The following is a 25420-nucleotide window of genomic DNA, read 5'->3' as shown; positions in this document are numbered from 1 at the left end:
GTACATTAATGAATATACCAAAATTATTCAACTTCAATCATTTCTGCGTCGGCTTTTCTCAATGAAAGCTCATAACCTCTTACTGTGACCTCAATCGGATCACCAAGCGGTGCAACCTTACGAATATGCACTTCAGCACCTCTTGTGATACCCATATCCATAATTCTGCGTTTTACCGCACCTTCACCGTGCAATTTGACTACCTTTACAGTATCGCCGATTGCTGCCTGTTTAAGTGTTTTCATTTGCGCTGTACCTCCCTTTAATTAAATCATAATTTTTTGTGCCAGTTCGTTGCTGATTGCAACTCTGGTTTCTTTTACATTTACAATTACGTTTCCGCCAAGTTTACTGATTATCTTGACGTGTCCTCCTACAACAAAACCAAGATTTTCAAGATGTTTTTTTACTTCCGGCTTTCCGCCAATCTTTTTAATTATGTTGTCTTCATCAACATCTACCAGTGTTAAAGGCATCATAAATTTACCTCCGTTCTGGTTAGCATTCGTATAAATAAAAACTAACCCCAAGAATATAGTTTTTGGTTAGCACTTTCTAACCATTAGTTAGTTTATCAAAACTAACCTTTCTTGTCAAGTGTATATGTCATATCTTTTTTACGCGTCAACTTTAAAAATTGTTGTTCACTTTGCACAAAATGTTGTATTTCTCCTTATGTTTGCTCATTTTTTATTCGTTCCTAAAATTTGTTAGCCTAAACTTACTGTTTTCACTTAAAAAATTATCGAAAATTTTTTTAAAATATTCAATATATTTTTTGACAATCGCAATTTATTGTGATATAATATCTTTACTACTACAATATGTACACATTTTCACACAGAAAGGTGTTAAACTATGATAATCAAAGAGTCGGCTGAAAATTATTTGGAGGCCATACTTATGTTAAAGAACAAAAACGGTTATGTTCGCAGTATTGATGTTGCTCATCACCTTAACTTCACAAAGCCGAGCGTATCCGTTGCAATGAAATCCTTTCGTGAAGAAGGCTATGTTACCGTTGATACCGACGGCAATATCACCCTTACCGACAAAGGTATGGAGATTGCTCAAAAAATCTATGAACGTCACCAGGTTATCGCCAAGGCTCTTATCGCCCTCGGTGTCGATGAAGAAACCGCGTATGATGACAGTTGTAAAATAGAGCATGATTTAAGTGATATTACTTTTCAGAAAATCAAAGAATATTTTCTTAGTCACACAAATGAAAATATATGATTTGTTTTAGCAATATTATCTAAATTATTTTGTCTTTTATCTGCTTATTAATGTACTTCGACAAATCTCATACCAATATAGTATGAATCGTTGACAAAAGTATGTTTAATATGGTATAATCAACGTGGTTAGAAACAGCTAACCATACAGTAAAAACTTACTTTTAGCTAACTTTTTGCTAACTGTAAAACACTATCAGTTCACAACTGTTTACAAAACAGTTGAATATATTATGGGAGGTCAAAACAAATGACAGATTTCGAACAATGGAAAGGATTTGAACAAGGTAAATGGTGCGATGATATCGACACTCGTGATTTCATCCAGAAGAACTACACACCATATGATGGCGACGAGTCATTCCTTGCAGGTCCAACAGACGCAACAAACAAGCTATGGGGTAAACTTCAAGAGCTTCAGAAGGAAGAAAGAGCTAAGGGCGGCGTACTTGATATGGATACTCATATCGTTACAGGTATCAACGCTCATAAGCCAGGATATATTGACGAAAGCATGAAAGACCTTGAAAAGATCGTAGGTCTACAGACAGACAAGCCTCTTAAGCGTGCATTTATGCCTTTCGGCGGTATTAAGATGGCAGAAGAAGCTTGCAGCACATACGGTTATGAGCCGGACCCTGAACTTCACAAGATTTTCACTCAGTATCACAAGACACATAACCAAGGTGTTTTTGATGTATACACACCTGAAATGCGTGCAGTTCGTAAGAATAAGATTATTACAGGTCTACCTGACACATACGGCCGTGGCAGAATCGTAGGCGACTATCGTAGAGTTGCTCTTTACGGTATCGATATGCTTATCGCAAAGAAACAAGAAGATTTCGTTGAATGCCAAAGTGAATCAATGTTTGAAGATGAAATTCGTCAACGTGAAGAAATCACAATGCAAATCAACGCTCTTAAAGAAATGAAGACAATGGCTGAATCATACGGATTCGACATTTCAAAGCCTGCTAAGGACGCAAGAGAAGCTTGCCAATGGCTATACTTCGGTTATCTTGCAGCTATCAAAACACAGAACGGTGCTGCAATGAGTGTTGGTAGAGTATCAACATTCCTTGATATTTATATCCAACGTGACCTTGACAACGGTACTCTAACAGAAGAAGAAGCTCAAGAACTTATCGACCATATGGTTATGAAGTTCCGTATGGTTAAGTTCGCTCGTATCCCATCATACAACGAACTATTCTCAGGTGACCCGGTTTGGGCTACACTTAATGTCGGCGGTAAAGGTGTTGACGGCAGATCAATGGTTACAAAGAACGACTTCCGTTTCCTTCACACATTGGAAAACATGGGTCCTTCACCTGAACCAAACCTAACAGTTCTTTACTCATCAAAGCTTCCTGAAGCATTCAAGCGTTATGCTGCTGCTATTTCAGTTCGTACAAGCTCAATTCAATACGAAAACGATGACGTTATGCGTGTTACTTGGGGTGACGACTACGCTATCTGCTGCTGCGTATCTGCAACACAGACAGGTAAAGAAATGCAATTCTTCGGTGCAAGAGCTAACCTTGCTAAGTGTCTTCTATACGCTATCAACGGCGGTATAGACGCAAGAACAAAGGTACAAGTCGGTCCTGAATACAGACCAATCACTTCTGAATATCTTGATTATGACGAAGTTCTTGACAAGTATGACAAGATGATGGATTGGCTTGCAGGAGTTTATGTACGTACACTAAACGTAATTCACTATATGCACGACAAGTATTACTATGAAGCAGCTGAAATGGCTCTTATCGATACAGATGTACGTCGTACATTCGCAACAGGTATCGCAGGTTTCTCACACGTTGTTGACTCACTTTCAGCTATTAAGTATGCTAAGGTTAAGACAGTTCGTGACGAAAACGGCGTTGTAGTTGACTTTGAAACAGAAGGCGACTTCCCTCGTTACGGTAACGATGATGACCGTGCTGACGAAATCGCAGTATGGCTACTAAAGACATTTATGGCTAAGATTAAGAAGTGCCACACATATCGTAACTCAGAGCCTACAACATCAATCCTTACAATCACATCAAACGTTGTTTACGGTAAGGCTACTGCATCACTTCCTGACGGACGTAAAGCAGGTGAACCACTTTCACCGGGTGCTAACCCATCATATGGTGCAGAACAAAACGGTTTGGTTGCATCACTTAACTCAGTTGCTAAATTGCCATATGAGTACGCTCTTGACGGTATTTCAAATACACAAACAATTAACCCTGACGCTCTTGGTCACGAAGAATCAGAACAGGTTACAAACCTTGTAAACGTTCTTAACGGTTACTTTGATCAAGGTGCTCACCACCTAAACGTTAACGTATTCGGTAAAGAAAAGCTTATCGACGCTATGGAACATCCTGAAAAGGAAGAATACGCTAACTTTACAATCCGTGTATCAGGTTATGCAGTTAAGTTCATTGACCTTACTCGTGAGCAACAGCTTGACGTTATCTCAAGAACTTGTCACGCATCAATGTAATTTGATATGATAGGACACATTCATTCAACTGAAAGTTTTGGTGCCGCTGACGGACCCGGCGTAAGATTTATAGTCTTTATGCAAGGCTGCCATATGCGGTGCCGCTACTGTCATAATCCGGATACCTGGAAAATGGACGGCGGAGATGAAGTAACTGCCGATGAGATTTTAAAACGTGCATTGCGTTTTAAACCTTATTGGGGCAAAGACGGCGGTATTACCATAAGCGGCGGCGAACCGTTATTACAAATTGATTTTGTAATTGAATTGTTCAAAAAAGCTAAAGAGCTTGGTATTAATACTTGTATTGATACTGCCGGTAATCCTTTCACAAAGGAAGAACCTTTCTTCAGCAAGTTTGAAGAACTTATGAAATATACCGATTTACTGCTTCTTGATTTGAAAGAAATCAACCCTGCTCGCCATAAAGACTTAACAGGTTTTGATAATTCAAATATTATCGAAATGGCAAAGTATCTTTCTGAAATCAATAAGCCTGTTTGGATAAGACACGTTCTTGTTCCCGAACACAGCGATTTTGATGAAGATTTAGACGCTTTGGGTGATTTTATTGATACACTTTCAAATGTAGACCGTGTAGAGATTTTACCTTATCATACACTTGGTAAATTCAAGTGGGAGAACTTAGGTATTCCTTACTCATTGGAAAGTATATCTCCCCCATCTGCCGAACGCATTGAAAATGCTAAACAGCGAATCCATGCAGGTATCAGAAAACAGTAATATATAAGACGGAGCATATGCTCCGTCTTTTTTATTGCTATTAAAACGATTGGGTATTGTTGTTCATTATAACACCCAAAACTTTTACGCATACAAAAAGCCGTACAGCTTTAAACTGTACGGCTCATATTTAGCTATAAATTCAATTATTTAATAACTCTGACTCTTATAACAGCGTCAATTTGATTTAGCTTTTCAATAGCTTCTGCAGGGATTGCGTGGTCAGTATTGATGATTGTATATGCAAGCTCACCCTTTGACTTATTAATCATATCTGAGATATTCACACTTGAAAGTGCCTCTGTAAACTTAGCGATAACATTCGGAATATTTTTATGTGCAATAGCAATTCTTCCGATATTGTCTTCAGGAAGTGAACAATTCGGGAAGTTTACCGAATTTAGGATATTACCGTTTTCAAGGTAATCAGCCAATTCCTGAGCAGCCATAACTGCACAGTTATCTTCCGATTCGGCAGTTGACGCACCAAGGTGAGGAATGTTTATAATACCCGGTTGGTTGACTGTTTCACTGTCAGCAAAGTCAACAACGTACTTAGCAACCTTACCGTCAGCCAAAGCCTTTTTAATATCCGCATTATTTACAAGACCACCTCTTGCAAAGTTAAGAATTATAACACCGTCTTTCATTTGTGCGATTGTTTCGGCGTTAATTGTATTTCTTGTTGAATCCATTAGCGGAACGTGAATTGTTATGTAATCTGCTGCCGCATAAACTTCTTCAGGGCTGTTAGCCTTTTTAACGTGTCTTGAAAGTTTTAAAGCAGAGTCAACCGACAAATAAGGGTCATATCCGATAACTTCCATACCCAAAGCATAAGCCGCATTTGCAACAAGAATACCGATAGCACCCAAACCGATTATACCAAGAGTCTTGCCCTTAATTTCGCAGCCTGCGAAGTTTGACTTACCCTTTTCAACCTGCTTGTCAACGTCATCGCCGGTAAGTGTATTTGCCCAAGCGACACCGCCGATAACATCTCTTGATGCCAACAACATACCTGCAATAACCAATTCCTTAACAGCATTTGCGTTTGCACCCGGAGTATTGAATACTACGATACCCTTTTCACTGCACTTGTCAATCGGAATATTGTTTGTTCCCGCACCTGCTCTTGCAACTGCCTTTAGTGATTCAGGCAATTCCATATCGTGCATTTTAAAACTTCTAAGAATGATACCGTCTGCGTCAACATTGGCATCATCAGTTATTTTATAATTATCGTTAAGCTGGTCAAGACCACATTTAGCTATCTTATTAAGTGTCAATATATTGAACATTGTCTAATCTCCTTTTCATTTATATAAAACACCCGAATAGCTTCGGGTGTAATATAATTACATATTCTCTGACTCGAATTTCTTCATAAATTCGACTAATTTCTCTACTCCCTCTACAGGCATAGCATTGTAAATGCTTGCTCTCATACCGCCGACTGTTCTGTGACCCTTTAGGTTTACAAAACCGGCAGCTTTTGCCTCTGCAACGAACTTAGCATCAAGTTCTTCATTACCTGTTACAAACGGTGCGTTCATAAGTGAACGATCCTCCGGAACTACTGTACCCTTGAACATCTTTGATAAATCAAGATAATCATAAAGAATTTTAGCTTTCTTTTCGTTGATTTCCTGAAGTGCCTTAACTCCGCCTTGTTCCTTTATCCATTCAAGAACAAGCTTTAGTACATATATTCCGTATGTCGGAGGAGTATTGTACATTGAGCCGTTGTCGGCATGTGTCTTATAGTCAAGCATTGTAGGAGTAATATCCATTGCGTCGCCTATAAGGTCCTCACGAACGATTACAAGTGTTACACCTGCAGGGCCAAGATTTTTCTGTGCACCGGCAAACAGTAAACCGAACTTTGAAACGTCGATTTCCTCTGACATTACGCATGATGAAATATCTGCGATAAGAGGAACGTCGCACTGTGGAAGTTCTGTATATCTTGTTCCGTAAATTGTGTTGTTGTAGCAGATATAGAAGTAATCTGCATCGCTTGAAAATTTTGATTTATCAAGCTTTGGTATGTATGAAAAAGTTTTATCGGCAGAAGATGCAACTCTGTTGACTGTAATGTATCTTTCAGCCTCGGCAGCTGCTTTCTTCGCCCACTGACCTGTTATAACATAATCAGCTTTCTTATTCTTGGACGCAAGATTTAGCGGAATCATAGCAAATTGTGTTGAACCGCCGCCTTGCAAGAACAATACTTTGTAATTATCAGGAACGTGCATAAGTTCTCTTACAAGAGCTTCAGCACTGTCGATAATATCTTGATAGTCCTTAGATCGGTGGCTCATTTCCATAACGGACATACCGCTTGTACCGTACTCCAGCATTTCAGTTTGCGCCTTCTTCAATACTTCCTCAGGCAGCATTGATGGTCCGGCTGAAAAGTTATAAACTCTACTCATTTTTTTTAGCCTCCAATATATATAATATACTTATTATTATATATCAAAATTCCATTTCCGTCAATACATATTGACCAAACTCCGATAAAAATTTAACATAATTTCTCTTTATTTTTACATCACTTTGTATAATTCTCTATTGCACTTGCGATTGCCCACGCAATTTTTGACTGATATTCGTCACTTGCAAGTTTTTTCTCCTCGTCCGGATTTGACAAAAAACCACATTCTACAAGTATTGCGGGCATAGGCGGATTTTTCATTAAAAATAATCGTTCATCTGCGGTCTTTACCGCGTGCATTTCCGCCCCCGTCACCTCGCTCATTTTATTTTGAATACTTTTTGCAAGCCTCTCGATTTCGGGGTGATTTTTGTCGTAAAATATGTGCAGACCGCTCACTTTTTGGTCACCGAACGAATTCATATGTATGCTCACAAAAATATCTGCGTGACTGTTTTTCATAATATCTAACCGTTTGTTCATATCCGATACTTTCATTTTGCGAATAGTCTCGGCATTTTCGTCCTGTAACCCGCTGTCGCCGCTGCGTGTTAAAATCACTTCAAAACCTTTGCTTTCAAGCACTTCCTGCAATTTTTGAACAATCGCAAGATTAATGTCCTTTTCCACCACTCCGCTCACACCCACCGCCCCACCGTCAGGCTCGCCGTGTCCGGCGTCAAGCACAACCTTTATATCGGAACTTGAAAAGGTCTGCAATGTTTCATAATGTTTTATACCTATACCAATCACAATACCCACAACCGCAAATAATACCGCTATCACAATATGTTTTCTTGTAAATATCATACTACCCCTCACCTTTCAAGTAAGAATAATACATTAATATGTGATAAACGGCATTGTTATACACAAAAACAGAGCAGACAAAACATTTCTATGCTTTATCTGCTCACATATTATTTTCCGTCCAAAACGTCTTGAAAAGTTATTTTAGACATTTCATCTGCCAAAACTTTTTGTACTTTGTACAGCTTACGCTGTACTTTACATATGCCGTTATTTTTGCACGACTCGGGATTTTCCATACATTTATTTATCGCAATTTTACCGTCTATCGTTTCAATCACGTCTTTAAGAGTTATCTCCGACGGCTTTTTATTCAAAACATATCCGCCGTTTACGCCTCTGTACGATTTAATTATTCCGGCTTGAACGATTTTTCGCAAAATTTTTAATGTAAATCGGTACGGAATATCGTTTTTTTCGGCAATCGCTTTTGCCTCTATCTGTCTGTTTTCATCAGCCAACATAGCAATAATTCTAAGTGCATAATCTGCCTCTCTCGTTATTTTCATTGCTTTCCTGCCCCCTGACTGCTCTCCATAATTTCTAATATTTCCATAGCATACGAACGCGGAGTACGGCCGTGTATAACCTTGATTTTGTAATCGCAGTTATCATAAAACGGTTTTCTGTCGTCAAATCTTTTTTTGATGTTTTCAATGCTGTCCCGCTTTAAAAGCGGTCTTGTTTTTCTTGCTTCTTCAAGACGTTCCCGTATAACCGAAAAATCTGGCGACAGATTAAAAATAACACCTGTTTTTCTGAGATTTTCTATATTCTGTTCATTTAGTACAACGCCGCCGCCTGTTGCGATAACAACATTTTTCATTTCCGCCGCTTTTTTTATAACTTCACATTCAGTTTTTCTGAAATATTCTTCTCCGCACTTATCGAAAATTTCGTTAATTGTAATTCCCTCTTGTTCCACAATCATATCGTCCGTATCAACAAGATTATACTTTGAAATTTCAGAAATAGCCTTGCTTATTTCGGTTTTACCCGTAGCCATAAAACCTGTAAGCACTATATTCATCTTCCGAAAACCTCCTTTTTGATTCTCTCACACATATCGTCAGGAAGTTTTGTGTCTGTAAATAATTCATATGCAATAATTCCTTGATATATTAGCATACCAAGTCCGTTTAGGATTTTTGCGCCACGTTTTTCTGCCTCTTGCAAAAACAATGTTTTGTCGGGATTGTATATCATATCGACAGCCGCCGTATTTTCGTTTATAAATGATAAATCATTGATTTCTTCAATATTGTCAATCGGCATTACGTTTTCCTGCGGCTCCATACCTGCCGAGGTTGTATTTATGACTATATCAAATTCAAGCTTATCTATTTCAGTATTAACCTCAAATCCCGTACTCTTCAAAATATCCTCTGCAAGTGTCTTAGCCTTGCTCTTAGTTCTGTTCACAACAGTTATGCTTTTCGGCTTATTGTCAATTAATCTTATAAGCGTAGGGCGAACCACACCACCGGCACCGATTATAAGTATTCTGCTGTTTTCGATTTCAATACCGGCTTTGTCCAGTGCCATACAAAAACCGTCCGCATCTGTATTATAGCCGTACAATTTACCGTCCCTATTTACTACCGTATTTACAGAGCCAAGCTTTTTTGCACCGTCAGTTACAACATCTATGTACTTCATAACTTCAACCTTATGCGGTGCTGTGACGTTAATTCCGCTTATTCCGAGTGCTCTCATACCGCCTATTGCGTCCTTCAAATCTTCGGGTTTTACGCACCATGCTCCGTAAACATAGTTGTTATGTACGGTTTCGGATATGAAGTTGTGCATATTAGGTGAAAACGTATGCTCAACAGGATATCCGATTATTCCAAGCTGTTTTGTGTGTCCGTTTATTTCAAACATTATTTTATCTCCATTCATAAAGTATATATGGTATTATACCATAATTATATGAATTTGAATAGACTATTTTTTCGATTTAGACCTAAAAATAATCGACACCAAGAAACCGAACACAAGTGCCGCCGCAATACCGCCCGACGCTGCAGTTAAACCGCCTGTGAATATTCCCAAAAAGCCTTTTTCCGAAACGGCTTTTTCCACGCCTTTGCAAAGATTATATCCAAAACCGGTCAGCGGAACAGTTGCACCGGCTCCTGCAAAATCAACCAACGGCTGATATATTTTTATAAGCTGTAAAAATACACCGACCACAACAAACGTAACCAAAATTCTTGCCGGAGTCAATTTGGTTTTATCTATCAAAATCTGACCAACCGCACATATAAGACCGCCTACTATAAATGCCTTTAAATAGTCCATTATTCTCCCTCCTAAATTTCTATTGCAACTGCGTGAGCGATTGCCGGAATACTCTCGCCCTGTTCTATAATCATAGGATTCATCAACGCACCGGTCGCCATAACAAGCACCTTACTTAGATTATGTCTTTTAAGTTCTCTGTACACATATCCGCAAAAAACACTGCCGCAGCAACCGCAACCGCTGCCGCCTGCGTGAACGTCCTGTTCCTCAATATCGAAAATCATTTTACCGCAGTCCTTATGCTTTGTTCGTATGTCAAAGCCTTCTTTCAGCATTAGCTCCACAAGAATGTCCGAGCCGACAACCCCCAAATCACCCGTAAGTATCATATCGTAATAATCGGGAGTTCTGTGTGTGTCGTTAAAATGTGCGATAAGCGTATCAATGGCCGCCGGTGCCATAGCCGCACCCATATTGCTTATATCCGTTACGCCTTTGTCTATTACTTTTCCCGTTGTGACGTGCGTTATTTTCGGACCTGTTCCCTTTGATGACAATATCGCACACCCTGCACCCGTAACGGTCCATTGTGCCGACGGTGTACGCTGACCGCCGTATTCAAGCGGATTTCTGAACTGAATTTCCGACGAACAAAAATGGCTTGAAGTAAGGCACATTGCATAATCCGCAAATCCGGCACTGACAATCATACTTCCTATTGACATACTCTCAGTCATAGTTGAACACGCACCGTACAATCCCAAAAACGGTATATCAAAATCTCTGACGCTGTAATGTGCGCCCACGCACTGATTTAACAAATCGCCTGCAAGAATGTAATCTATATCGCTTTGTTGTAATTTTGCTTTTTCAAGTGCTAAAAGTGCGGTCTTTTTTTGGAGCATACTCTCCGATTTTTCCCACGACTTTTCACCTAAAGTATCATCGTCAAGTATTACGTCAAATGTACTTTTAAGCGGTCCTTTTCCCTCTTTTTGACCCACTGTCGAGGCGGTTTCTATTATTATCGGCGGATTGTCAAACGTAACAGTCTGCCGTCCGAGTCTGTTATTCATATTATCATCTCCTTGTTTGTTAGTTTTCGTAAAAATACTTAATTTTATGCACAAAAAAATACACCTCTTAACATAGGTGTATTTTTGTTTGTCACCGATATTTTTTATACAGGATTGATTACCGACAATGCCGAATGTTCTTTGACGAAATGTTCTTCAAAACGTTTTTGAACATCTTCAAAAGTTATTGTCTTATACACATCATAGAAATTGAAATAATCAATATCCATAAACAACATCTGTAAAAATGTCACTGCATAATCTTCTACATCATTCTGTGAACGGATATATTCGCCCCAAACAACCTTTTTAATTCTCTCAAAATCTTCTTTTGAAAGACCGTTCTTTCTTGTTTCTTCAACTTCGTTTATAACCGCCTCATACACTGCCTTAGGGTCACTGCTTTCACCGTCTATTGATGAATACGCATAATCAGGCTGCATTGTGTATTCAAGTGAAAATCTGTTGTTTATAAGTCCTTTTTCGTAAAGGCTCTTATAAAACTTTGAACTTCTTCCGAAAAGCATTTTTAAAATAATATTCGTTTCTATACTTTTCTTTAAAAGCTCATCACCGCCGAAACCGTTATTTGTATCTTTAAAACCTGTCATAAACAACGGCATTGCAACGCTCAAACTTTGTTCTGCGTAATGTTTTGCCACTTCATCAGGCTCTGTCGGATATACCTTTTTAATCTTCTCTTCAAACGGCTCATTCTTCTTTACACCGTTTTCAATAACCTTAGAAATCTTAACAGGGTCAACATTTCCGACAACAACTATCGACATATTTGACAAGTTATAAAATGTATCGTAGCACTTATACAAATATTCAGGCGTTATATGGCTTATACTTTCAACCGTACCTGCAATTTCTTTTTTAACAGGGTGTTCTTTGTACAGGCAGTTCAGAAAATTAAAGAACAACTTCCAGCTTCCGCTGTCGTCATACATTCTTATTTCCTGTCCGATAATACCCTGTTCCTTTTGTACGCTTTCCTCCGTAAAATACGGACTTTGAACATAGTCCATAAGCGTTTCGATATTTTCTTCGATATTAGACGTTGCCGAGAACAGATACGCCGTTATATTAAATGATGTAAACGCATTTGCATTGCCGCCGTACTTTGAAAATTTATCAAATACATTACTGCCGTCCGGCTGGTCGAACATTTTATGTTCAAGATAATGTGCTATACCGTCAGGCACTTCAGTAAGCTCACTCTCACCCGGTACAACAAACTTTGAATCGACAGAGCCGTATCTTGTACCGAATATTGCATACGTTTTGCTGTAATCTTTTTTAGGAATTATATATATTCCGAGTCCTGAAGAATGTGTTGTGTAATACAGTTCCTCACCTGTTTTGTCATTTTTTCTGTACTGCAATTCCATTACGCATCCTCCTTTCCCGTTAAGAAATACACTGTTTCAAGTTTAACGTTTTTAAACACTCTTGCAGCGTCCTCCATCGTTATCTTGCTTATCTTTTCTTTAAGCGTGTCTATATCATAATCAGTTCCGACTATTTTCTGTCCCAAATAGAATGACTGCAACATATCTTGGTCGTCCTTGTATGATTCAAGCGAATTTATAATTGCATTAATGCTTGACTCATATTCAAGCTGTGATATTTCGCCGTTTTTAACATTCTCAAGCTGAACAAGTATTTCATCATATGCCTTTTGGAAATTCTTAAATTCAATACCTGCGTTTACAAACAAAGCGCCTTTGTTTTTGTCAAGACTGCCCGAGGCATAATAGCACAAGCTAAGCTTTTCACGCACATTGTTAAACAACTTCGAGTGAGCGCCGCCGCCGAATATACTGTTTGCAACCATCAATGCGGGATAATCACTGTCTGTAGGCTTTATGCCTGTTGAAAATCCCATACAAAGTTTGCCTTGTACAACGTCCATTTTATCAGTAACGTTTTTAACTTCGTTCTTCGGAACATATATTTCCGTCTTAGGAATATCCGCATTCTTAAACGCAATTTTGCCTGTGTATTTCTTTATTTTTTCGGCAAGTGCATTTGCGTCCGCATCACCGCATATATAAATATCAATAACAGATGATGTAATAATATTTTCATAATGCTTTTTCAAATTGTCGGCAGTTATTTTATCAATACCCTCTTGTGTACCGAGTTTTGAAATTGCATAATTTTCACCCTCAAACATTGTTTCGATACAGCGTTCTACAGCATACTGACGCTTATCGTTCATCATTGCCATTATTCTGTCTTTTGCGTTTTTCTTTTCCTGTTCGACAATTTCATCGCTGAATGAAGTTGATTCAAACATTATTGACAGCATAAGGTCAATAACGCTGTCACAAAGTTTTTCACCGTTCGGTGCATATTTATCGGAAATTGTTTCAAATGCAACGTGCAAAATATGATCGTCACCGCGTTTTAAAACTCCGACGCCGACTCCGGCACCGTACAGATTCTCAAGATACTTTGAAATTGCCTCACTGTCACTGCAAAGTTTGCAGCCTCTTTTAAGCACATAAGGCAAAAGTGCGTTAAGCGACGATTCTTCTTCGTTTAAATCTCTGTGAATATATACGTCAATCGTAGTTGTTTTCAATTTCGTCATAGGTATATAATACAGATTTATATTTGAATTTATATTAATACTTTCCATTCCGTTTCTCCTTTACTGTTTTTAATATATTTTACCCCAAAACAAACCATATGTCAATCATCGAAAATCCTCAAAAATTACATCTATGATGTGATTTTTAGAACTGTCAACGGACTTAGACATAGCTTTCTATATCCCTTAATGTCATATCTCGGTGCAGTGCAAGATTAATTCCGTTTGCAACGGTTTTAGCCGTTCTTTCGATTACAAGGTCAATGTCCTTTGTCGTAACCATAAGCGGTGCAAGCTCTTTTGGTATTTCAACCTTTGATATTGTTGCGGCGTCTATAACGGTCGGTACACCTATCGCAATCACCTTTGCACCAATCGTTTCTTCATTAAGACATTCTCTGTTATTTCCCACACCGGCACCCGGTTGAATACCCGTATCCGATATTTGTACAGTGGTCGAAACACGTCTTATATCCGCCGCCGCCATTGCGTCAACGGCGATAATAAGATTCGGTTTCACCTTTTCGCTTACCGCCTTGATAATCTCAGCAGTCTCAATGCCTGTCGTTCCGAGAACTCCGGGTATCAACGCACATACACCGCTTATATTATCATCAAAAAAATCTTTCATATTCTGTTTTATATGATGTGTCACCAACAGCCTTGACACCACTTCCGTACCGAGTGCGTCAGGCGTTATGTCACGGTTTCCGAGTCCTACGACAAGTGTAAGGCTGTCACTTTTTATATCGGCCATTTTACGAATTTCCTCCGAAATAAGAGTGCATACCCTTTCGTATATATCAATACTGTATTTCAAATTCGGCGACTCAATCGTTATATAATTGCCTATCGCCTTGCCGAGTGCCTTACTTCCGTTTTCGTTTGTTATTTCTATATTCGTAACGGTTATTCCGTCCTCTGTACGCACATCGGATATAACACCGTCTATTTCCGTTGCATTTTTCGCCTCACGTCTGCTGAGTTCGTGTGCCTCCACCGCCAAGTCTGTTCTTATATTCTGCATTTATACAATCTCCTTTTTTCATCTATCTTTTGAAAAAACAGAGATTATTATACAAAAAAGAGCGATACGGTTGTATCGCTCATCTTTTCGATTATTTTCCAAGTGCATTGTCTATGTCTATTTTTAGCTTGTCTTTATCACTGCACTTAAATTCAATAGCCGAAATATTGTTTGATGTATCAAGCATAATAAGTGCAGGAGTTTGGTCTTTTACCAATGAGAAGTTTTCAAGTGCCTCAGGATTTTCGTCAACATTTACAAGTTGAAAGTTGATTTTGTCCTTATATTCGTTTTCAAGTTCAGTGTACATTGTGTTTGTTGCGTCAAAGTTATCGTCCGCATTTGCCACAAAGTACATAAATGTAGGAGTTACCTTTTCTGTGCTTTCTGTTTGTGCCGTGTCTGTGCCTGAATTATTTGTACTTCCGCAGCCTGCAATCATTCCGACTGCCATAACGGCTGACATTGCCAATGCTATAATTTTCTTTTTACTCATCATCATTCTCACCTTTCAATTTATCTTTCATTATATCTAAAGCACGATTTGCTATTTTATTATAGCGTTCGGCTTTATTTCTTATTCTTTCGTTAAGTCCGTCGATAATGCCGAAATTCGCATTCATCGGCTGGAACTTTGTATTTGCAGAATTTGAAATATAAAGCGGTAATGCACCGATACAAGTTTTTGAATCCGGTTCAAACATATCTTTTCCGTTAAGCATAGCCGCCATATTATATCCGGCAAGTATTCCGCTTGACGCCGACTCAACATAACCTTCGACACCTGTTATCTGTCCCGCAAAAAATACTTTCGGGTACTTCTCCATTTGATAATACTTATTTAAAAGCGTCGGAGAATTTATATAAGTGTTTCTGTGCATAACTCCGTAACGCACAAATTCGGCATTTTCAAGTCCCGGAATCATTGAGAACACGCGTTTTTGCTCTCCCCATTTCAAATTCGTCTGAAAACCGACAAGGTTATAGAGCGTACCCTCTTTATTATCCTGTCTTAACTGAACAACCGCATATGCGTCGTCCTTGCCAGTCTTTGGATTTACAAGACCGACAGGTTTTAGCGGTCCGAACACAAGCGTCTGTTCACCTCTTTTTGCCATAACCTCAACAGGCATACATCCCTCGAAAACCTTTTGATTTTCAAATTCTTTAAGCGGTGCTGTTTCAGCCGTGATAAGCTCGTTATAAAAAGCGGTGTATTCCTCTTTTGTCATCGGACAGTTAATATAATCGGCTGTACCTTTATCGTATCTTGCCGCCTTGAAAACTTTTTCTTTGTCAATGCTTTCTTCCGTCACAATCGGTGCGGCTGCGTCATAAAAGTACAATTCGTCCGAACCTGTAATTTTCTTTATTTCATCGGCAAGTCCGTCCGAAGTAAGCGGACCTGTTGCGATTATTGTATATTCATCGGGATTGATTTCCGTAACTTCTTCATTAAATACGGTTACACGCGGATGATTTTTAATTTTTTCCGTTATATGCTTTGCAAAAACATCTCTGTCAACCGCCAAAGCACCGCCCGCGGGTACACGGCTTATGTCAGCCGCTTCCATCATAACCGAATCAAACATACGCATTTCTTCTTTTAAAAGACCGCACGCATTTTCAATTCTGTCAGCCTTCAAAGAGTTTGAACACACAAGTTCCGAAAAATTTTCATTTGAATGTGCCGGTGAATACTTTACCGGTTTCATTTCGTAAAGGTCAACGTCAATTCCCTGCTTTACAAGCTGCCATACCGCCTCACAACCGGCAAGTCCGGCTCCTATAACTTTTACTTTCACTTCTTTTCTTCCTTTAACTTTCTCTCATATTTGCAATCTTCGTTATAGCAGAAAATCTTACCGTTTCTGCCTTGCTTTTTAAGGAGCAAGCCGCCGCACTGAGGACAAGCCTCATCCTTAACAGGCATATCCCATACCATAAAGTCACACTTCGGCGAATGTTCACAACCGTAGTAAACCTTACCTCTCCTTGACTTTTTAACAAGTATTTCACCGCCGCACTTAGGGCATTTCGCACCTGTTTCTTCACGGATAGCCTTTGTATTTTTACATTCGGGATAACCCGGACAAGCCAAGAATTTACCGAATTTACTCAGCTTGTACACCATTTTTCTTCCGCACTTTTCACATACGACATCCGATTCTTCGTCTTTAATCTGAATTTTTTCGATGTTCTTCTGTGCCTTTTCAAGTGTATCCTTAAATGACGGATAAAAATCGTTAATCAGCTTTTTCCAATTCAATTCGCCTTCTTCAACGCTGTCAAGCTCTTTTTCCATATCAGCCGTAAATTCAACGTCCACAATATCCGAAAAGTTATTTTTCATAATTTCCGACGTAACAAATCCAAGCTCTGTCGGAACAAGCTGTTTCTTACTTCTTACGACATATCCTCTTGACACGATTGTTGAAATAGTCGGTGCGTACGTTGACGGTCTGCCTATGCCATTTTCTTCAAGCTCCTTGATAAGTGTAGCGTCCGAATATCTTGCGGGAGGTTGAGTAAAGTGTTGCTTTTCCTCCGAACTTTTAAGTGCAACGGTTTGATTTTCTTCAAGGTTAGGAAGCATTTTTTCTTTCTTTTCCTTGTTGTCCGTTGACTCAACGTACACCGTCATATAACCCTTAAACTTTATGTTTGAACCGCTCGCCTTAAATGTATGACCGTTTGCGTCAATAGTTACCTGCATTGTGTCATATACCGCACTTGTCATTCTGACTTGCGGCAAATCGTTCCCAAATAAGCTTATAAAGTCTGTATTGGTCGTTTGTAAGTTTATCCTTAATATCAATCGGCTTTATGTTTATTGAAGTCGGTCTGATAGCCTCATGGGCGTCCTGTGCATTCTTTTTTGTCTTGTATTGCTTTGCCTTTACATATTCGCTTCCGTAATTTTCGGTCAAATATGCAACCGCCTCTTTTTGTGCGTCGTCGGCAATTCTTAGCGAATCTGTTCTCATATACGTTATAAGACCTATTGTTCCTATCTTTCCGCCGAGGTTAATACCTTCGTAAAGAGTTTGTGCAATCTGCATTGTTTTTGCCGCTTGGAAATTATACTTTCTTGATGCGTCCTGCTGCAGAGTACTTGTCGTAAACGGCGGTTGAGGATTACGCTTTTGCTGACCTCTTTTAACCTTTTCTATAACAAAATCGGCATTTGCTATTGCGTCCGAAACTTTCTTTGTTTCTTCGGCATTGTTTAGCTTTACTTCTTTGCCCTTTTCACCGTAATATTTTGCATTAAAATCCTTTTTACTTTTCGGATCATGCAAAACCGTTTCGATTGACCAATATTCCTGAGGAGTAAAGTTTTCGATTTCTTCTTCCCTGTCACATATAAGCTTTGTCGCAACAGACTGTACACGGCCGGCACTAAGTCCTCTTTTAACCTTTTCCCAAAGAATAGGACTGATTGTATAACCCACAATTCTGTCAAGCACACGTCTTGCCTGTTGTGCGTCAACAAGGTCCATATCAATCTTTCTCGGCTGTTTTATTGCCGCCTTAACGGCTGTTTTTGTAATTTCGTTAAACGTTACACGGCAATTTGACTCAGGGTCTATTTTAAGTGCCTCCGCCAAATGCCAGCTTATTGCCTCACCCTCGCGGTCCGGGTCAGTTGCGAGATAAACTACATCTGCTTTTTTAGCCTCTTTTTTCAGTTGTGTAAGCAGCTGTCCTTTACCGCGTATTGTTATATATTTCGGTGTGTAATCATTTTCAAAGTCTATACCCATTTGACTTTTCGGAAGGTCGATTATATGCCCCATAGACGCCATAACTGTATAGTCCTTGCCAAGATATTTTTTTATTGTCCCCGCTTTCGCCGGTGACTCCACTATTAACAGCTTTTTCGTTGCCATATAATTTCCTCCGTATCTATAATTTCAGTTGATATTTACTTCCGGGAAGTTTCTTAACCAATCCCTTGACTTCAAGCATTATAAGCTTTGTATTTATTTCGCTTACGTTTCTTTTCAGTTCCCTTGAAAGTTCATCTATCTGCATATCGCTTTTCTTTAATATATCTATTATCTGTTTTTCAAATTCATTTAGTTTGCTGTATTTACTGTCATCAACAGTTTTTTGTATCGGCTCACTTTTTACCTTTTTAGGTATAACTTTTTCGGCATACGGATATTCGCTTATTATATCCGCTGCGCCGTTTATCAGTTTTGCACCCTGTTGAATGATTTTGTTCGTTCCCAAGGAATTTGTATCTGTAATATTTCTCGGTACCGCAAATACATCTCTGTCATTTTCAAGTGCATATTTTGCTGTTATAAGCGCGCCGCTCTTTTCCGGTGCTTCCGTTACGAGTATTCCGCGTGACAGTCCCGCTATAATTCTGTTCCTTGCAGGAAAATGATTTCTTACAGGCGGTGTACCGGGTGCGTATTCTGATATTATACAACCTTTTTCGGTAATTGCTTTGACAAGTTCAACATTTTCCGACGGATACACTATATCAAGTCCGCTGCCGACAACACCGACTGCCACTCCGCCGACATCAAGTGTTGCCCACGCACCGACCGTATCAATACCTCTTGCCAGTCCGCCGACAGTCATCGCACCGTATTGTGCCAATTCGCGACATATCCTGTCCGTCACAACACGTCCGTATTCCGACGAATTTCGTGTACCCACAACGCCTATTGTAAGCACCTTATCAAGCTCCAACACCTTGCCCTGTACATACAAGACATACGGCGGACTTGATATATTCTTTAATATTTGCGGATAGCTTTCACTGTCGTAAACCAATATTTTCTGATTTAATTTTGCGGTTTGTTCAAGTATTTTTTCTGCTTTGGATAAATCCTTGTCTGCAAGACTTGATTTTATTTTGTCACTCAAACCGTATATATTATTTAAGTTTTTTGAAAAATATATTTCTTCAACAGTTTTAAAATACTCTAAAAGTACTTTAATTTTTGATGGCGTAACACCGTATTTAGTTGTAAGCCATAACCAATAAAGTATATGTTCCATCAATCCACCACCTAAAATACATCTGTTACATTACTACAAATCTCAAAAATTGTCAAGACCTTTGGCGAACAAGTTCGTACATTAATATTGCCGCCGCAACTCCCGCATTTAGCGATTCGGCTTTCCCCAAAATCGGAATTTTAACGCATTGACACATTTTCTGAACATCTTCCGATATTCCGTTTGCCTCATTTCCTACTATTATAATAGTAGGTTTTTTCATATCCGCACTGCGGTAATCTATTGTATTGTCACCAAGTGCACCGCCGATAAGCTGAAAACCGCTGTTTTTGTATTCGCTGAGTTTTTCATATGACACACCTGTCACAACTCTCATATTGAAAAATGAACCCATACTTGAACGCACCGTTTTCGGACTGTACAAATCAACGCACCCATCCGACAACAACACTCCGTCAAATCCTGCCGCATCAGCCGTTCTGATTATCGTTCCGAGATTACCCGGGTCATTTATACAGTCGCAATATATATACGATTTTTCTGTGTTGGGTGTAAAATCGGTTTCATCTTCGATTTTCACAACCGCAAGTATGCCCTGCGGTGCTTTTGTATCGCACATTTTCATAAATACGTCGTCTTGTACCTTGTATAATGAAATATCTTTCGGATATTTGAAATTCTCGTTTTCAAAAAAACTGTCCGATACATATAGTGCCGTTATCTCCCTTTCGGAATTTAATGCGTCCGATACCGATTTTATTCCTTCTATTGTATACTCACCGTATTTCTGCCTTGATTTTTTCTGCGACAGCGATTTTACATATTTGCATTTATTGTTTGATGAAGAAGTAATCTCTAACATAAATCATTTCCTTATCTATTCTATATAAGTATTTTCTACTAATTATATACCCTTTTTTTGAAATTGGCAACAATTAATTTAAGTAACAAAAAAAATTCGTGCAACGTATTATACCATAAGAACTTTTAAGGAGATGATTTTAGTGGAAACAAATGTACTGTTCGCGCTGTCGCTGACGGTTATGGCAGGACTTGCAACCGGAATCGGCAGTATAATAGCATTGTTTGCAAAAACCACAAATACAAAATTTCTCGCCGGCTCACTCGGATTTTCAGCCGGAGTAATGATATACGTTTCAATGATTGAAATTTTTCAGAAGTCACGTACATATATTGCGTCAGCTACAAATGACACTGTGGGATATTATATCGCGGTAGTATCATTCTTTGTCGGAATACTTCTTATCGGACTTATAGACTACTTTGTGCCGTCAACAGAGGGTGATATAGGTAATCTGACCGAAAACGAAACCCGCTCGATTGCCCTAAAACGTATGGGATTTATGACCGCCCTCGCAATCGGCATACATAACTTCCCCGAAGGCCTCGCAACCTTCACCTCCGCCCTAAAAGACCCTCATCTCGGGCTTGCCATAGCTGTATAGATAGCAACAAGATACATAACTAAAAAGAACATAAGCATTTTGCCTATGTTCTTTCTTAATTTGTATGGGTTATTCTTGAATAAAATCTTCAATCACATCTTGCAAATGACAGGGTGACAATCCGTATTTGTTCAGCCTGTCTATTAATTCCGCCACTTCTTCCTTATTCGGCGACACATCTTTGACAGACACTTCGTCACACTTAATGCCGTATGTGGTCTTTACTACTCCGTCAATATTCTTTTTGTCTTGCGTAATTGTATACATAGTTATATCTTAGTCCTTTCTTATCCTATGTTATATAATACAACATATGCCACTAAATTACAATATTGTTTGATGTTTTGTAAATAAATTGTAAATTGCCGAAAAAAAATAAGGGTGGCATTACACCACCCTCAAAACTACTTATCATACATACCACATCTGTACTCCCTACAAATAGTTCGCAGGTCCTTATAGGACAGACCTAATCTCCCTTGCTCGTCACCGACCAATGCGCCGTAATCTTGCGCGGCTTGTACTGCCGTTCTTGCCCACGACGGCATATTGTCATCATTGAAATCGTAAATCATTGTAGTTTGAACTACATTCACCAACTGTTTGTTGATGTTTTTTAAATCGGCAATTTCTGCCGCCTGTTTTTCGATTAATTCTTTTAATTCTGTATATTGTGACATAGTTAAATCCTCACTTCCTGTTAATCGTCTTTTAAAATCTTCCCATAGCTCCGGCTGACGTACAAACGGCTCAGGACACTTTTTATCCCACACATCATAATGGCGCAATACGTTTTCTACCGGAACATTGTATTTATTCATTAAATATCTTGTCAATTTAATCGTCTGTTCCACAATCCCGTCACGAATATAGTATTTACCGTCCGCACCAATACGACTGCACATTTCAATCGAAATACTGTTCATATTCCTGCAATACGGGTGTTTGTAAATTTTTGTACCACCGACAGCCCACGCCGCCCATTTATCGGGTACAGATTGATATATTCCGTCATCACCGATAAAATAATGTGCAGACGCACCACGATTTGCGCCGCTGAAATAATTGCAGTTGTTCAATGCCGTATCGCCGTTATTTGACGTAAAATGAATGACGATATATTTAATATCGCCATTCCTGTATGTGTAGCAATTAGACGTGTGGCACTGCGGACCTTGTTTGATTTGAATATCCATTGTTTATACCTCAATTCTTAATTTCCGGCAAACCGGCAACCGAGGTCAGCAACGACAGTACGCCTGCTAATGCCGCCGCTGACGCAACCATTACCCAGTTGACGTCACCCAGTACGGCGGCCGTACCGATTGTCGCAATCGCTGTCTGTGCAATCGTCTTGATTGCTCTTATTCCTGCCGCTTTAAACCATTCTTTCATTTTTATGTACCTCCTAAAATACTAAAATCCTAACATTTTAACAAAATAACCTATCAAACCGCCGACTAATGCCGTAATAACAGCAGTAACTACTGTTTCATATCGTTTGTTAGGTTTCTTTTCGATTTCGTCCACACGTTCCGTGATGTCATTCACGTCCTCACGCATAGCCTTTGTTTCCGTAGCTATGATGTGGACGCTTTCAGTCAACTTGTCCAACGTGTCAATTCTGTGGTGTGCCGACTTCGTAGACTGCTCCACTACGGTCAATCGCTCCCATAATTCCTTATCGTCAACTTCCACTTACTTAGCCCTCCTCATTCTTATTGATTTCTTCCGCCAATTCTTTGTAGTCATTATCGGTTAATCCCCCCGACAAAACAAGTACATCAAATTTTTCAAGCATTTTTTCTTTGCTCATTTTTCCAACGGCTACAATTTTCTTGCACAATCCATATGAACGTCCGTGTTCCATATTTAGCACCTCCTATTCCGTTATCCCCATTTCCAACATTGCTACCCTTACATCAATATCAAGCATAAACTCGTCCGTATATTCAGACAATGACGCTTCATAAGCCTCTTTACTGCCATAGTTATAAATCTCCTCAATCTCTTTAATCGGATTATCACTTTGAATTGGCAATCCTTCCATCCACTCATAGTCAGATGTATCTATAACTTCCTCCGAGATTAACTCTAATAGTTGATGTTTAGCAATATGTTGTTCTTTCATATCTTTCAAGCCTTCATCATTCAAAAACATCGTTACATCTTCATATGTCTGTTTTTCTACACTATCATAGTATCTCACTACAATTTTATACTTATTTAGATGTATTACACCGTCTAAATCATAGAAATTATTAATATCAAACATTCAAATCACCCCTAATTCGCAGCAACATTATTAGCCATAGTAACCGTACCTGTTGATGTACTTGACTTTGACAGTGAACCCTTGTACATATTACCTGTTACAATAGCATTTCTTGAACCCAAATATAAGCCCCAAACACCAACAAAGAAATTACCAGTAATAGAACAACAAACTTCATTGTATAAACGGTAAGAATAAGATGAACTAACAGAGCCATAAGTATCTGCCCTACCAAAAGTACAATTTGATATTATACCAAACCTCATATATAAATACGAGCTACTTAAATGAACTCTGTTATTTGCAAATATGTTTCTCAAAGTCTGTGTACTGGTTGTAGCATAATGAGAAATTTTACTACTATTATTAACTAAAGTAATTTCGCTTTCAGTTATACTTATTTCTGTACTTGCAATAATTGATGTATTCCCCGAACATCTAAATATGCAATGACTCATTACATTAGGATATGTACCTCTTGACTCAGTTGATTGTGTTTTGTATATAAAATTCAATTCTAAACTATCCCCACTTGGTACATCATTTGAATTTGCTCCATTCGCAAGTCGTATATTACAGTTGTGAATATCAACTCCATAGCAATCAATACCTTTTATACATGGAGTCCAACCGGATACTGTTATGAAAGTAAACGAGCCACCATTCATTCTTACAACACCATTATCTGAATTTCGAGCTACGATAAATGTGAAACTATCGCCCGAATAACCTGCCGTTCTAAGACTTATATTGCAATCACAAAAAGAAGCTCCTGAACATTTAATTTCCGTTGATGCAACCTGAGCAAAATGAAAGTTGATATTTTTAAATACAAAACTTATATCAGTTGCATCTATAAGACTATGATTACTGTCTGCTGTCTTTACAAAAGTTACTGCATTTTCACTCTCACCCTCTAAAGTTATATAAATATCGTTTGAAACCCAAGAGGTATTATCTGCGTATATATTACCATTCACCTTATATACTCCAGCTTTAAAAAATACCTTTACACCAAAGTCAGGATAGGCTACACTTGTATAACTGCTATCATTTGTGCTCAAACGTCTATATGCTTCCTGTATTGCTGCCGTTATCATAGATACATCATTAGAACCGTCACATCTATAATCGCAATATCCCGAAGAATAAGTTGTACCTACAATTACTGTTGCAGATTGAGCACCTGAAACAAAACACATATTTGATGAAACCGCCACCCAGTAAGTACCGTCATAAATAAGCTCTACAATTTCTCCTGCCGACCACGAATTATAGCTATTAACACTTACATATGTACCATTCGTTTGTACTAATTTTATTTCTTTTGCTCCTGTACTACTTACGTTGAGTATAGGTGTTGTACTTGTTTTATTTGAAAATTTTACAGAAACTCTTGTGCCTGTAACTAATTTAAAATTTGTTATAGAAACAGTTTTTGCACGCGTTCCTGATGATGAGCTACATACTGCATAAGGTGGTTGTTGCCATACAGGAGCACCACTACCATTACTAATCAAGCTATATCCTGCCGTTCCTGCACTCGTTGGAGCATACCACGACTTACTCGCTGACGATGCACCGTTATAGTTCGTTGCCGAGCCGTTCATTGTCAGTGTCAATGAATTCGGATTTTGCATTGACGTTGGTTTGTTTGACAGGTCAGTATATGAACCTGTAAACGCTACCGTTTTTAAATCGGCAAAGAATTTCTTTATTTTTCCGAACAATGTGCTTAGCGTTTCACCACTCGCTATATTTACTCGTGTGCTTGCCTCTGTAAATGTCGGTTGTTGCAAATTCTTATCAGCCTCTGTTCTTGCAGTTTCCTCGCTTGACAGTTTTGACTGAATTTCAGTAATGCACTTACTTACCAAACTCCAAAACCAATTAAAAACATTTGCCGACGGTTTATATCCGGCTTTAAATCCGTCGTTTTTTAGACTGTCACTCGGTTCTGTACCGCTATTCTTCCACTCGGGCAATTTATTATTAAAATTCATACAATT

General features: G+C 38.8%; 28 protein-coding genes and 1 pseudogene. 4 read left to right on the top strand and 25 right to left on the bottom strand.

Going from position 1 to position 25420, the window contains the following annotated elements:
- Nucleotides 1-23 precede the first annotated feature (23 nt).
- Nucleotides 24-245: a FeoA family protein gene (locus tag ACSAMO_RS12500; protein ID WP_022229317.1), complete on the bottom strand. Its 222-nt coding sequence runs from the start codon at nucleotides 243-245 to the stop codon at nucleotides 24-26.
- 21 nt (nucleotides 246-266) lie between these two features.
- Nucleotides 267-479 (bottom strand): FeoA family protein, encoded by a 213-nt coding sequence (locus ACSAMO_RS12495; RefSeq protein ID WP_022229318.1) that lies wholly within the window; start codon nucleotides 477-479, stop codon nucleotides 267-269.
- A gap of 379 nt (nucleotides 480-858) precedes the next feature.
- On the opposite strand from ACSAMO_RS12495, the gene ACSAMO_RS12490 reads away from it, so the two are divergent.
- The 3 genes from ACSAMO_RS12490 to pflA all read left to right on the top strand — a co-directional run bounded on the left by ACSAMO_RS12490 (nucleotide 859) and on the right by pflA (nucleotide 4485).
- The gene (locus ACSAMO_RS12490) at nucleotides 859-1239 is read left to right on the top strand and encodes a metal-dependent transcriptional regulator (RefSeq protein WP_022230432.1); all 381 of its coding nucleotides are present in this window, start codon (nucleotides 859-861) and stop codon (nucleotides 1237-1239) included.
- A 249-nt stretch (nucleotides 1240-1488) separates the two neighbouring features.
- Nucleotides 1489-3741, top strand: a complete 2253-nt coding sequence (gene pflB, locus ACSAMO_RS12485) for a formate C-acetyltransferase (protein WP_117968227.1) — start codon at nucleotides 1489-1491, stop codon at nucleotides 3739-3741.
- A gap of 6 nt (nucleotides 3742-3747) precedes the next feature.
- Nucleotides 3748-4485 (top strand): pyruvate formate-lyase-activating protein, encoded by a 738-nt coding sequence (pflA, locus tag ACSAMO_RS12480; protein WP_482489787.1) that lies wholly within the window; start codon nucleotides 3748-3750, stop codon nucleotides 4483-4485.
- Nucleotides 4486-4631: 146 nt separating this feature from the next.
- Here pflA and ACSAMO_RS12475 read toward each other — a convergent pair whose 3' ends face one another.
- The 16 genes and pseudogenes from ACSAMO_RS12475 to ACSAMO_RS12400 form a co-directional block, all read right to left on the bottom strand.
- Complete coding sequence (locus tag ACSAMO_RS12475; RefSeq protein WP_022230429.1) at nucleotides 4632-5786, bottom strand: phosphoglycerate dehydrogenase; 1155 nt, start codon at nucleotides 5784-5786, stop codon at nucleotides 4632-4634.
- 57 nt (nucleotides 5787-5843) lie between these two features.
- Nucleotides 5844-6923, bottom strand: coding sequence for a 3-phosphoserine/phosphohydroxythreonine transaminase (gene serC / locus ACSAMO_RS12470; protein ID WP_499209434.1), 1080 nt, complete (start codon nucleotides 6921-6923; stop codon nucleotides 5844-5846).
- Between the two features lie 119 nt (nucleotides 6924-7042).
- On the bottom strand, nucleotides 7043-7735 hold the full coding sequence (locus tag ACSAMO_RS12465) for an N-acetylmuramoyl-L-alanine amidase family protein (protein ID WP_499209433.1): 693 nt from the start codon (nucleotides 7733-7735) through the stop codon (nucleotides 7043-7045).
- 110 nt (nucleotides 7736-7845) lie between these two features.
- Nucleotides 7846-8244, bottom strand: coding sequence for an RrF2 family transcriptional regulator (locus ACSAMO_RS12460; protein WP_147514093.1), 399 nt, complete (start codon nucleotides 8242-8244; stop codon nucleotides 7846-7848).
- On the bottom strand, nucleotides 8241-8765 hold the full coding sequence (locus ACSAMO_RS12455; RefSeq protein WP_412275624.1) for a shikimate kinase: 525 nt from the start codon (nucleotides 8763-8765) through the stop codon (nucleotides 8241-8243). The genes ACSAMO_RS12460 and ACSAMO_RS12455 overlap by 4 nt, the downstream gene beginning before the upstream one ends.
- A complete protein-coding gene (aroE, locus tag ACSAMO_RS12450) occupies nucleotides 8762-9619 on the bottom strand; it encodes a shikimate dehydrogenase (RefSeq protein WP_499209432.1) in 858 nt (285 codons plus the stop codon). Before aroE ends, ACSAMO_RS12455 begins: the two co-directional genes overlap by 4 nt.
- Nucleotides 9620-9682: 63 nt before the next feature.
- On the bottom strand, nucleotides 9683-10039 hold the full coding sequence (gene spoVAE / locus ACSAMO_RS12445; RefSeq protein WP_117968211.1) for a stage V sporulation protein AE: 357 nt from the start codon (nucleotides 10037-10039) through the stop codon (nucleotides 9683-9685).
- Between the two features lie 11 nt (nucleotides 10040-10050).
- Nucleotides 10051-11058 (bottom strand): stage V sporulation protein AD, encoded by a 1008-nt coding sequence (gene spoVAD, locus ACSAMO_RS12440; protein WP_147514091.1) that lies wholly within the window; start codon nucleotides 11056-11058, stop codon nucleotides 10051-10053.
- Between the two features lie 104 nt (nucleotides 11059-11162).
- Nucleotides 11163-12452 (bottom strand): EF-P 5-aminopentanol modification-associated protein YfmH, encoded by a 1290-nt coding sequence (gene yfmH / locus ACSAMO_RS12435; protein ID WP_117968207.1) that lies wholly within the window; start codon nucleotides 12450-12452, stop codon nucleotides 11163-11165.
- Nucleotides 12452-13708, bottom strand: a complete 1257-nt coding sequence (gene yfmF, locus ACSAMO_RS12430) for an EF-P 5-aminopentanol modification-associated protein YfmF (RefSeq protein WP_117968206.1) — start codon at nucleotides 13706-13708, stop codon at nucleotides 12452-12454. Before yfmF ends, yfmH begins: the two co-directional genes overlap by 1 nt.
- 115 nt (nucleotides 13709-13823) lie before the next feature.
- On the bottom strand, nucleotides 13824-14687 hold the full coding sequence (gene gpr / locus ACSAMO_RS12425) for a GPR endopeptidase (RefSeq protein ID WP_117968204.1): 864 nt from the start codon (nucleotides 14685-14687) through the stop codon (nucleotides 13824-13826).
- Nucleotides 14688-14778: 91 nt separating this feature from the next.
- A complete protein-coding gene (locus tag ACSAMO_RS12420; RefSeq protein WP_499209431.1) occupies nucleotides 14779-15183 on the bottom strand; it encodes a hypothetical protein in 405 nt (134 codons plus the stop codon).
- A complete protein-coding gene (gene trmFO, locus ACSAMO_RS12415) occupies nucleotides 15176-16492 on the bottom strand; it encodes a methylenetetrahydrofolate--tRNA-(uracil(54)-C(5))-methyltransferase (FADH(2)-oxidizing) TrmFO (RefSeq protein ID WP_499209430.1) in 1317 nt (438 codons plus the stop codon). Before trmFO ends, ACSAMO_RS12420 begins: the two co-directional genes overlap by 8 nt.
- A pseudogene (gene topA / locus ACSAMO_RS12410) lies at nucleotides 16489-18580 on the bottom strand (type I DNA topoisomerase). The gene trmFO and the pseudogene topA overlap by 4 nt, the downstream one beginning before the upstream one ends.
- A 16-nt stretch (nucleotides 18581-18596) precedes the next feature.
- Complete coding sequence (dprA, locus tag ACSAMO_RS12405) at nucleotides 18597-19709, bottom strand: DNA-processing protein DprA (RefSeq protein WP_499209429.1); 1113 nt, start codon at nucleotides 19707-19709, stop codon at nucleotides 18597-18599.
- Between the two features lie 52 nt (nucleotides 19710-19761).
- A complete protein-coding gene (locus tag ACSAMO_RS12400) occupies nucleotides 19762-20532 on the bottom strand; it encodes a TrmH family RNA methyltransferase (protein WP_412322662.1) in 771 nt (256 codons plus the stop codon).
- Nucleotides 20533-20674: 142 nt separating this feature from the next.
- Between ACSAMO_RS12400 and ACSAMO_RS12395 the strand changes: the two genes are divergently transcribed.
- A complete protein-coding gene (locus ACSAMO_RS12395; RefSeq protein WP_412275631.1) occupies nucleotides 20675-21136 on the top strand; it encodes a ZIP family transporter in 462 nt (153 codons plus the stop codon).
- A 69-nt stretch (nucleotides 21137-21205) separates the two neighbouring features.
- Here ACSAMO_RS12395 and ACSAMO_RS12390 read toward each other — a convergent pair whose 3' ends face one another.
- From ACSAMO_RS12390 to ACSAMO_RS12360, 7 genes are all read right to left on the bottom strand, one after another.
- Nucleotides 21206-21403 carry a DUF6514 family protein gene (locus ACSAMO_RS12390; RefSeq protein WP_412578125.1) on the bottom strand — a complete coding sequence of 66 codons (198 nt, stop codon included), beginning with the start codon at nucleotides 21401-21403 and terminating at the stop codon, nucleotides 21206-21208.
- A gap of 137 nt (nucleotides 21404-21540) precedes the next feature.
- Nucleotides 21541-22332, bottom strand: a complete 792-nt coding sequence (locus ACSAMO_RS12385) for a peptidoglycan recognition protein family protein (protein ID WP_412578126.1) — start codon at nucleotides 22330-22332, stop codon at nucleotides 21541-21543.
- 10 nt (nucleotides 22333-22342) lie between these two features.
- Nucleotides 22343-22531, bottom strand: coding sequence for a holin (locus tag ACSAMO_RS12380; protein ID WP_412578127.1), 189 nt, complete (start codon nucleotides 22529-22531; stop codon nucleotides 22343-22345).
- A gap of 21 nt (nucleotides 22532-22552) precedes the next feature.
- On the bottom strand, nucleotides 22553-22834 hold the full coding sequence (locus ACSAMO_RS12375) for a hypothetical protein (protein WP_499209428.1): 282 nt from the start codon (nucleotides 22832-22834) through the stop codon (nucleotides 22553-22555).
- 4 nt (nucleotides 22835-22838) lie between these two features.
- The gene (locus tag ACSAMO_RS12370) at nucleotides 22839-23006 is read right to left on the bottom strand and encodes a hypothetical protein (RefSeq protein ID WP_499209427.1); all 168 of its coding nucleotides are present in this window, start codon (nucleotides 23004-23006) and stop codon (nucleotides 22839-22841) included.
- 12 nt (nucleotides 23007-23018) lie between these two features.
- Nucleotides 23019-23411, bottom strand: coding sequence for a hypothetical protein (locus tag ACSAMO_RS12365; protein WP_499209426.1), 393 nt, complete (start codon nucleotides 23409-23411; stop codon nucleotides 23019-23021).
- 11 nt (nucleotides 23412-23422) lie between these two features.
- Entirely contained in the window at nucleotides 23423-25414 is a 1992-nt protein-coding gene (locus ACSAMO_RS12360; protein WP_499209425.1) for a hypothetical protein, read from the bottom strand.
- Nucleotides 25415-25420: the final 6 nt, after the last annotated feature.

The sequence above is a fragment of the Ructibacterium sp. SJQ-7 genome, from assembly GCF_054696575.1.
The sequence above is the reverse complement of the archived record's forward strand: the minus strand, read 5'-3'. Positions and strand labels throughout refer to the sequence as shown.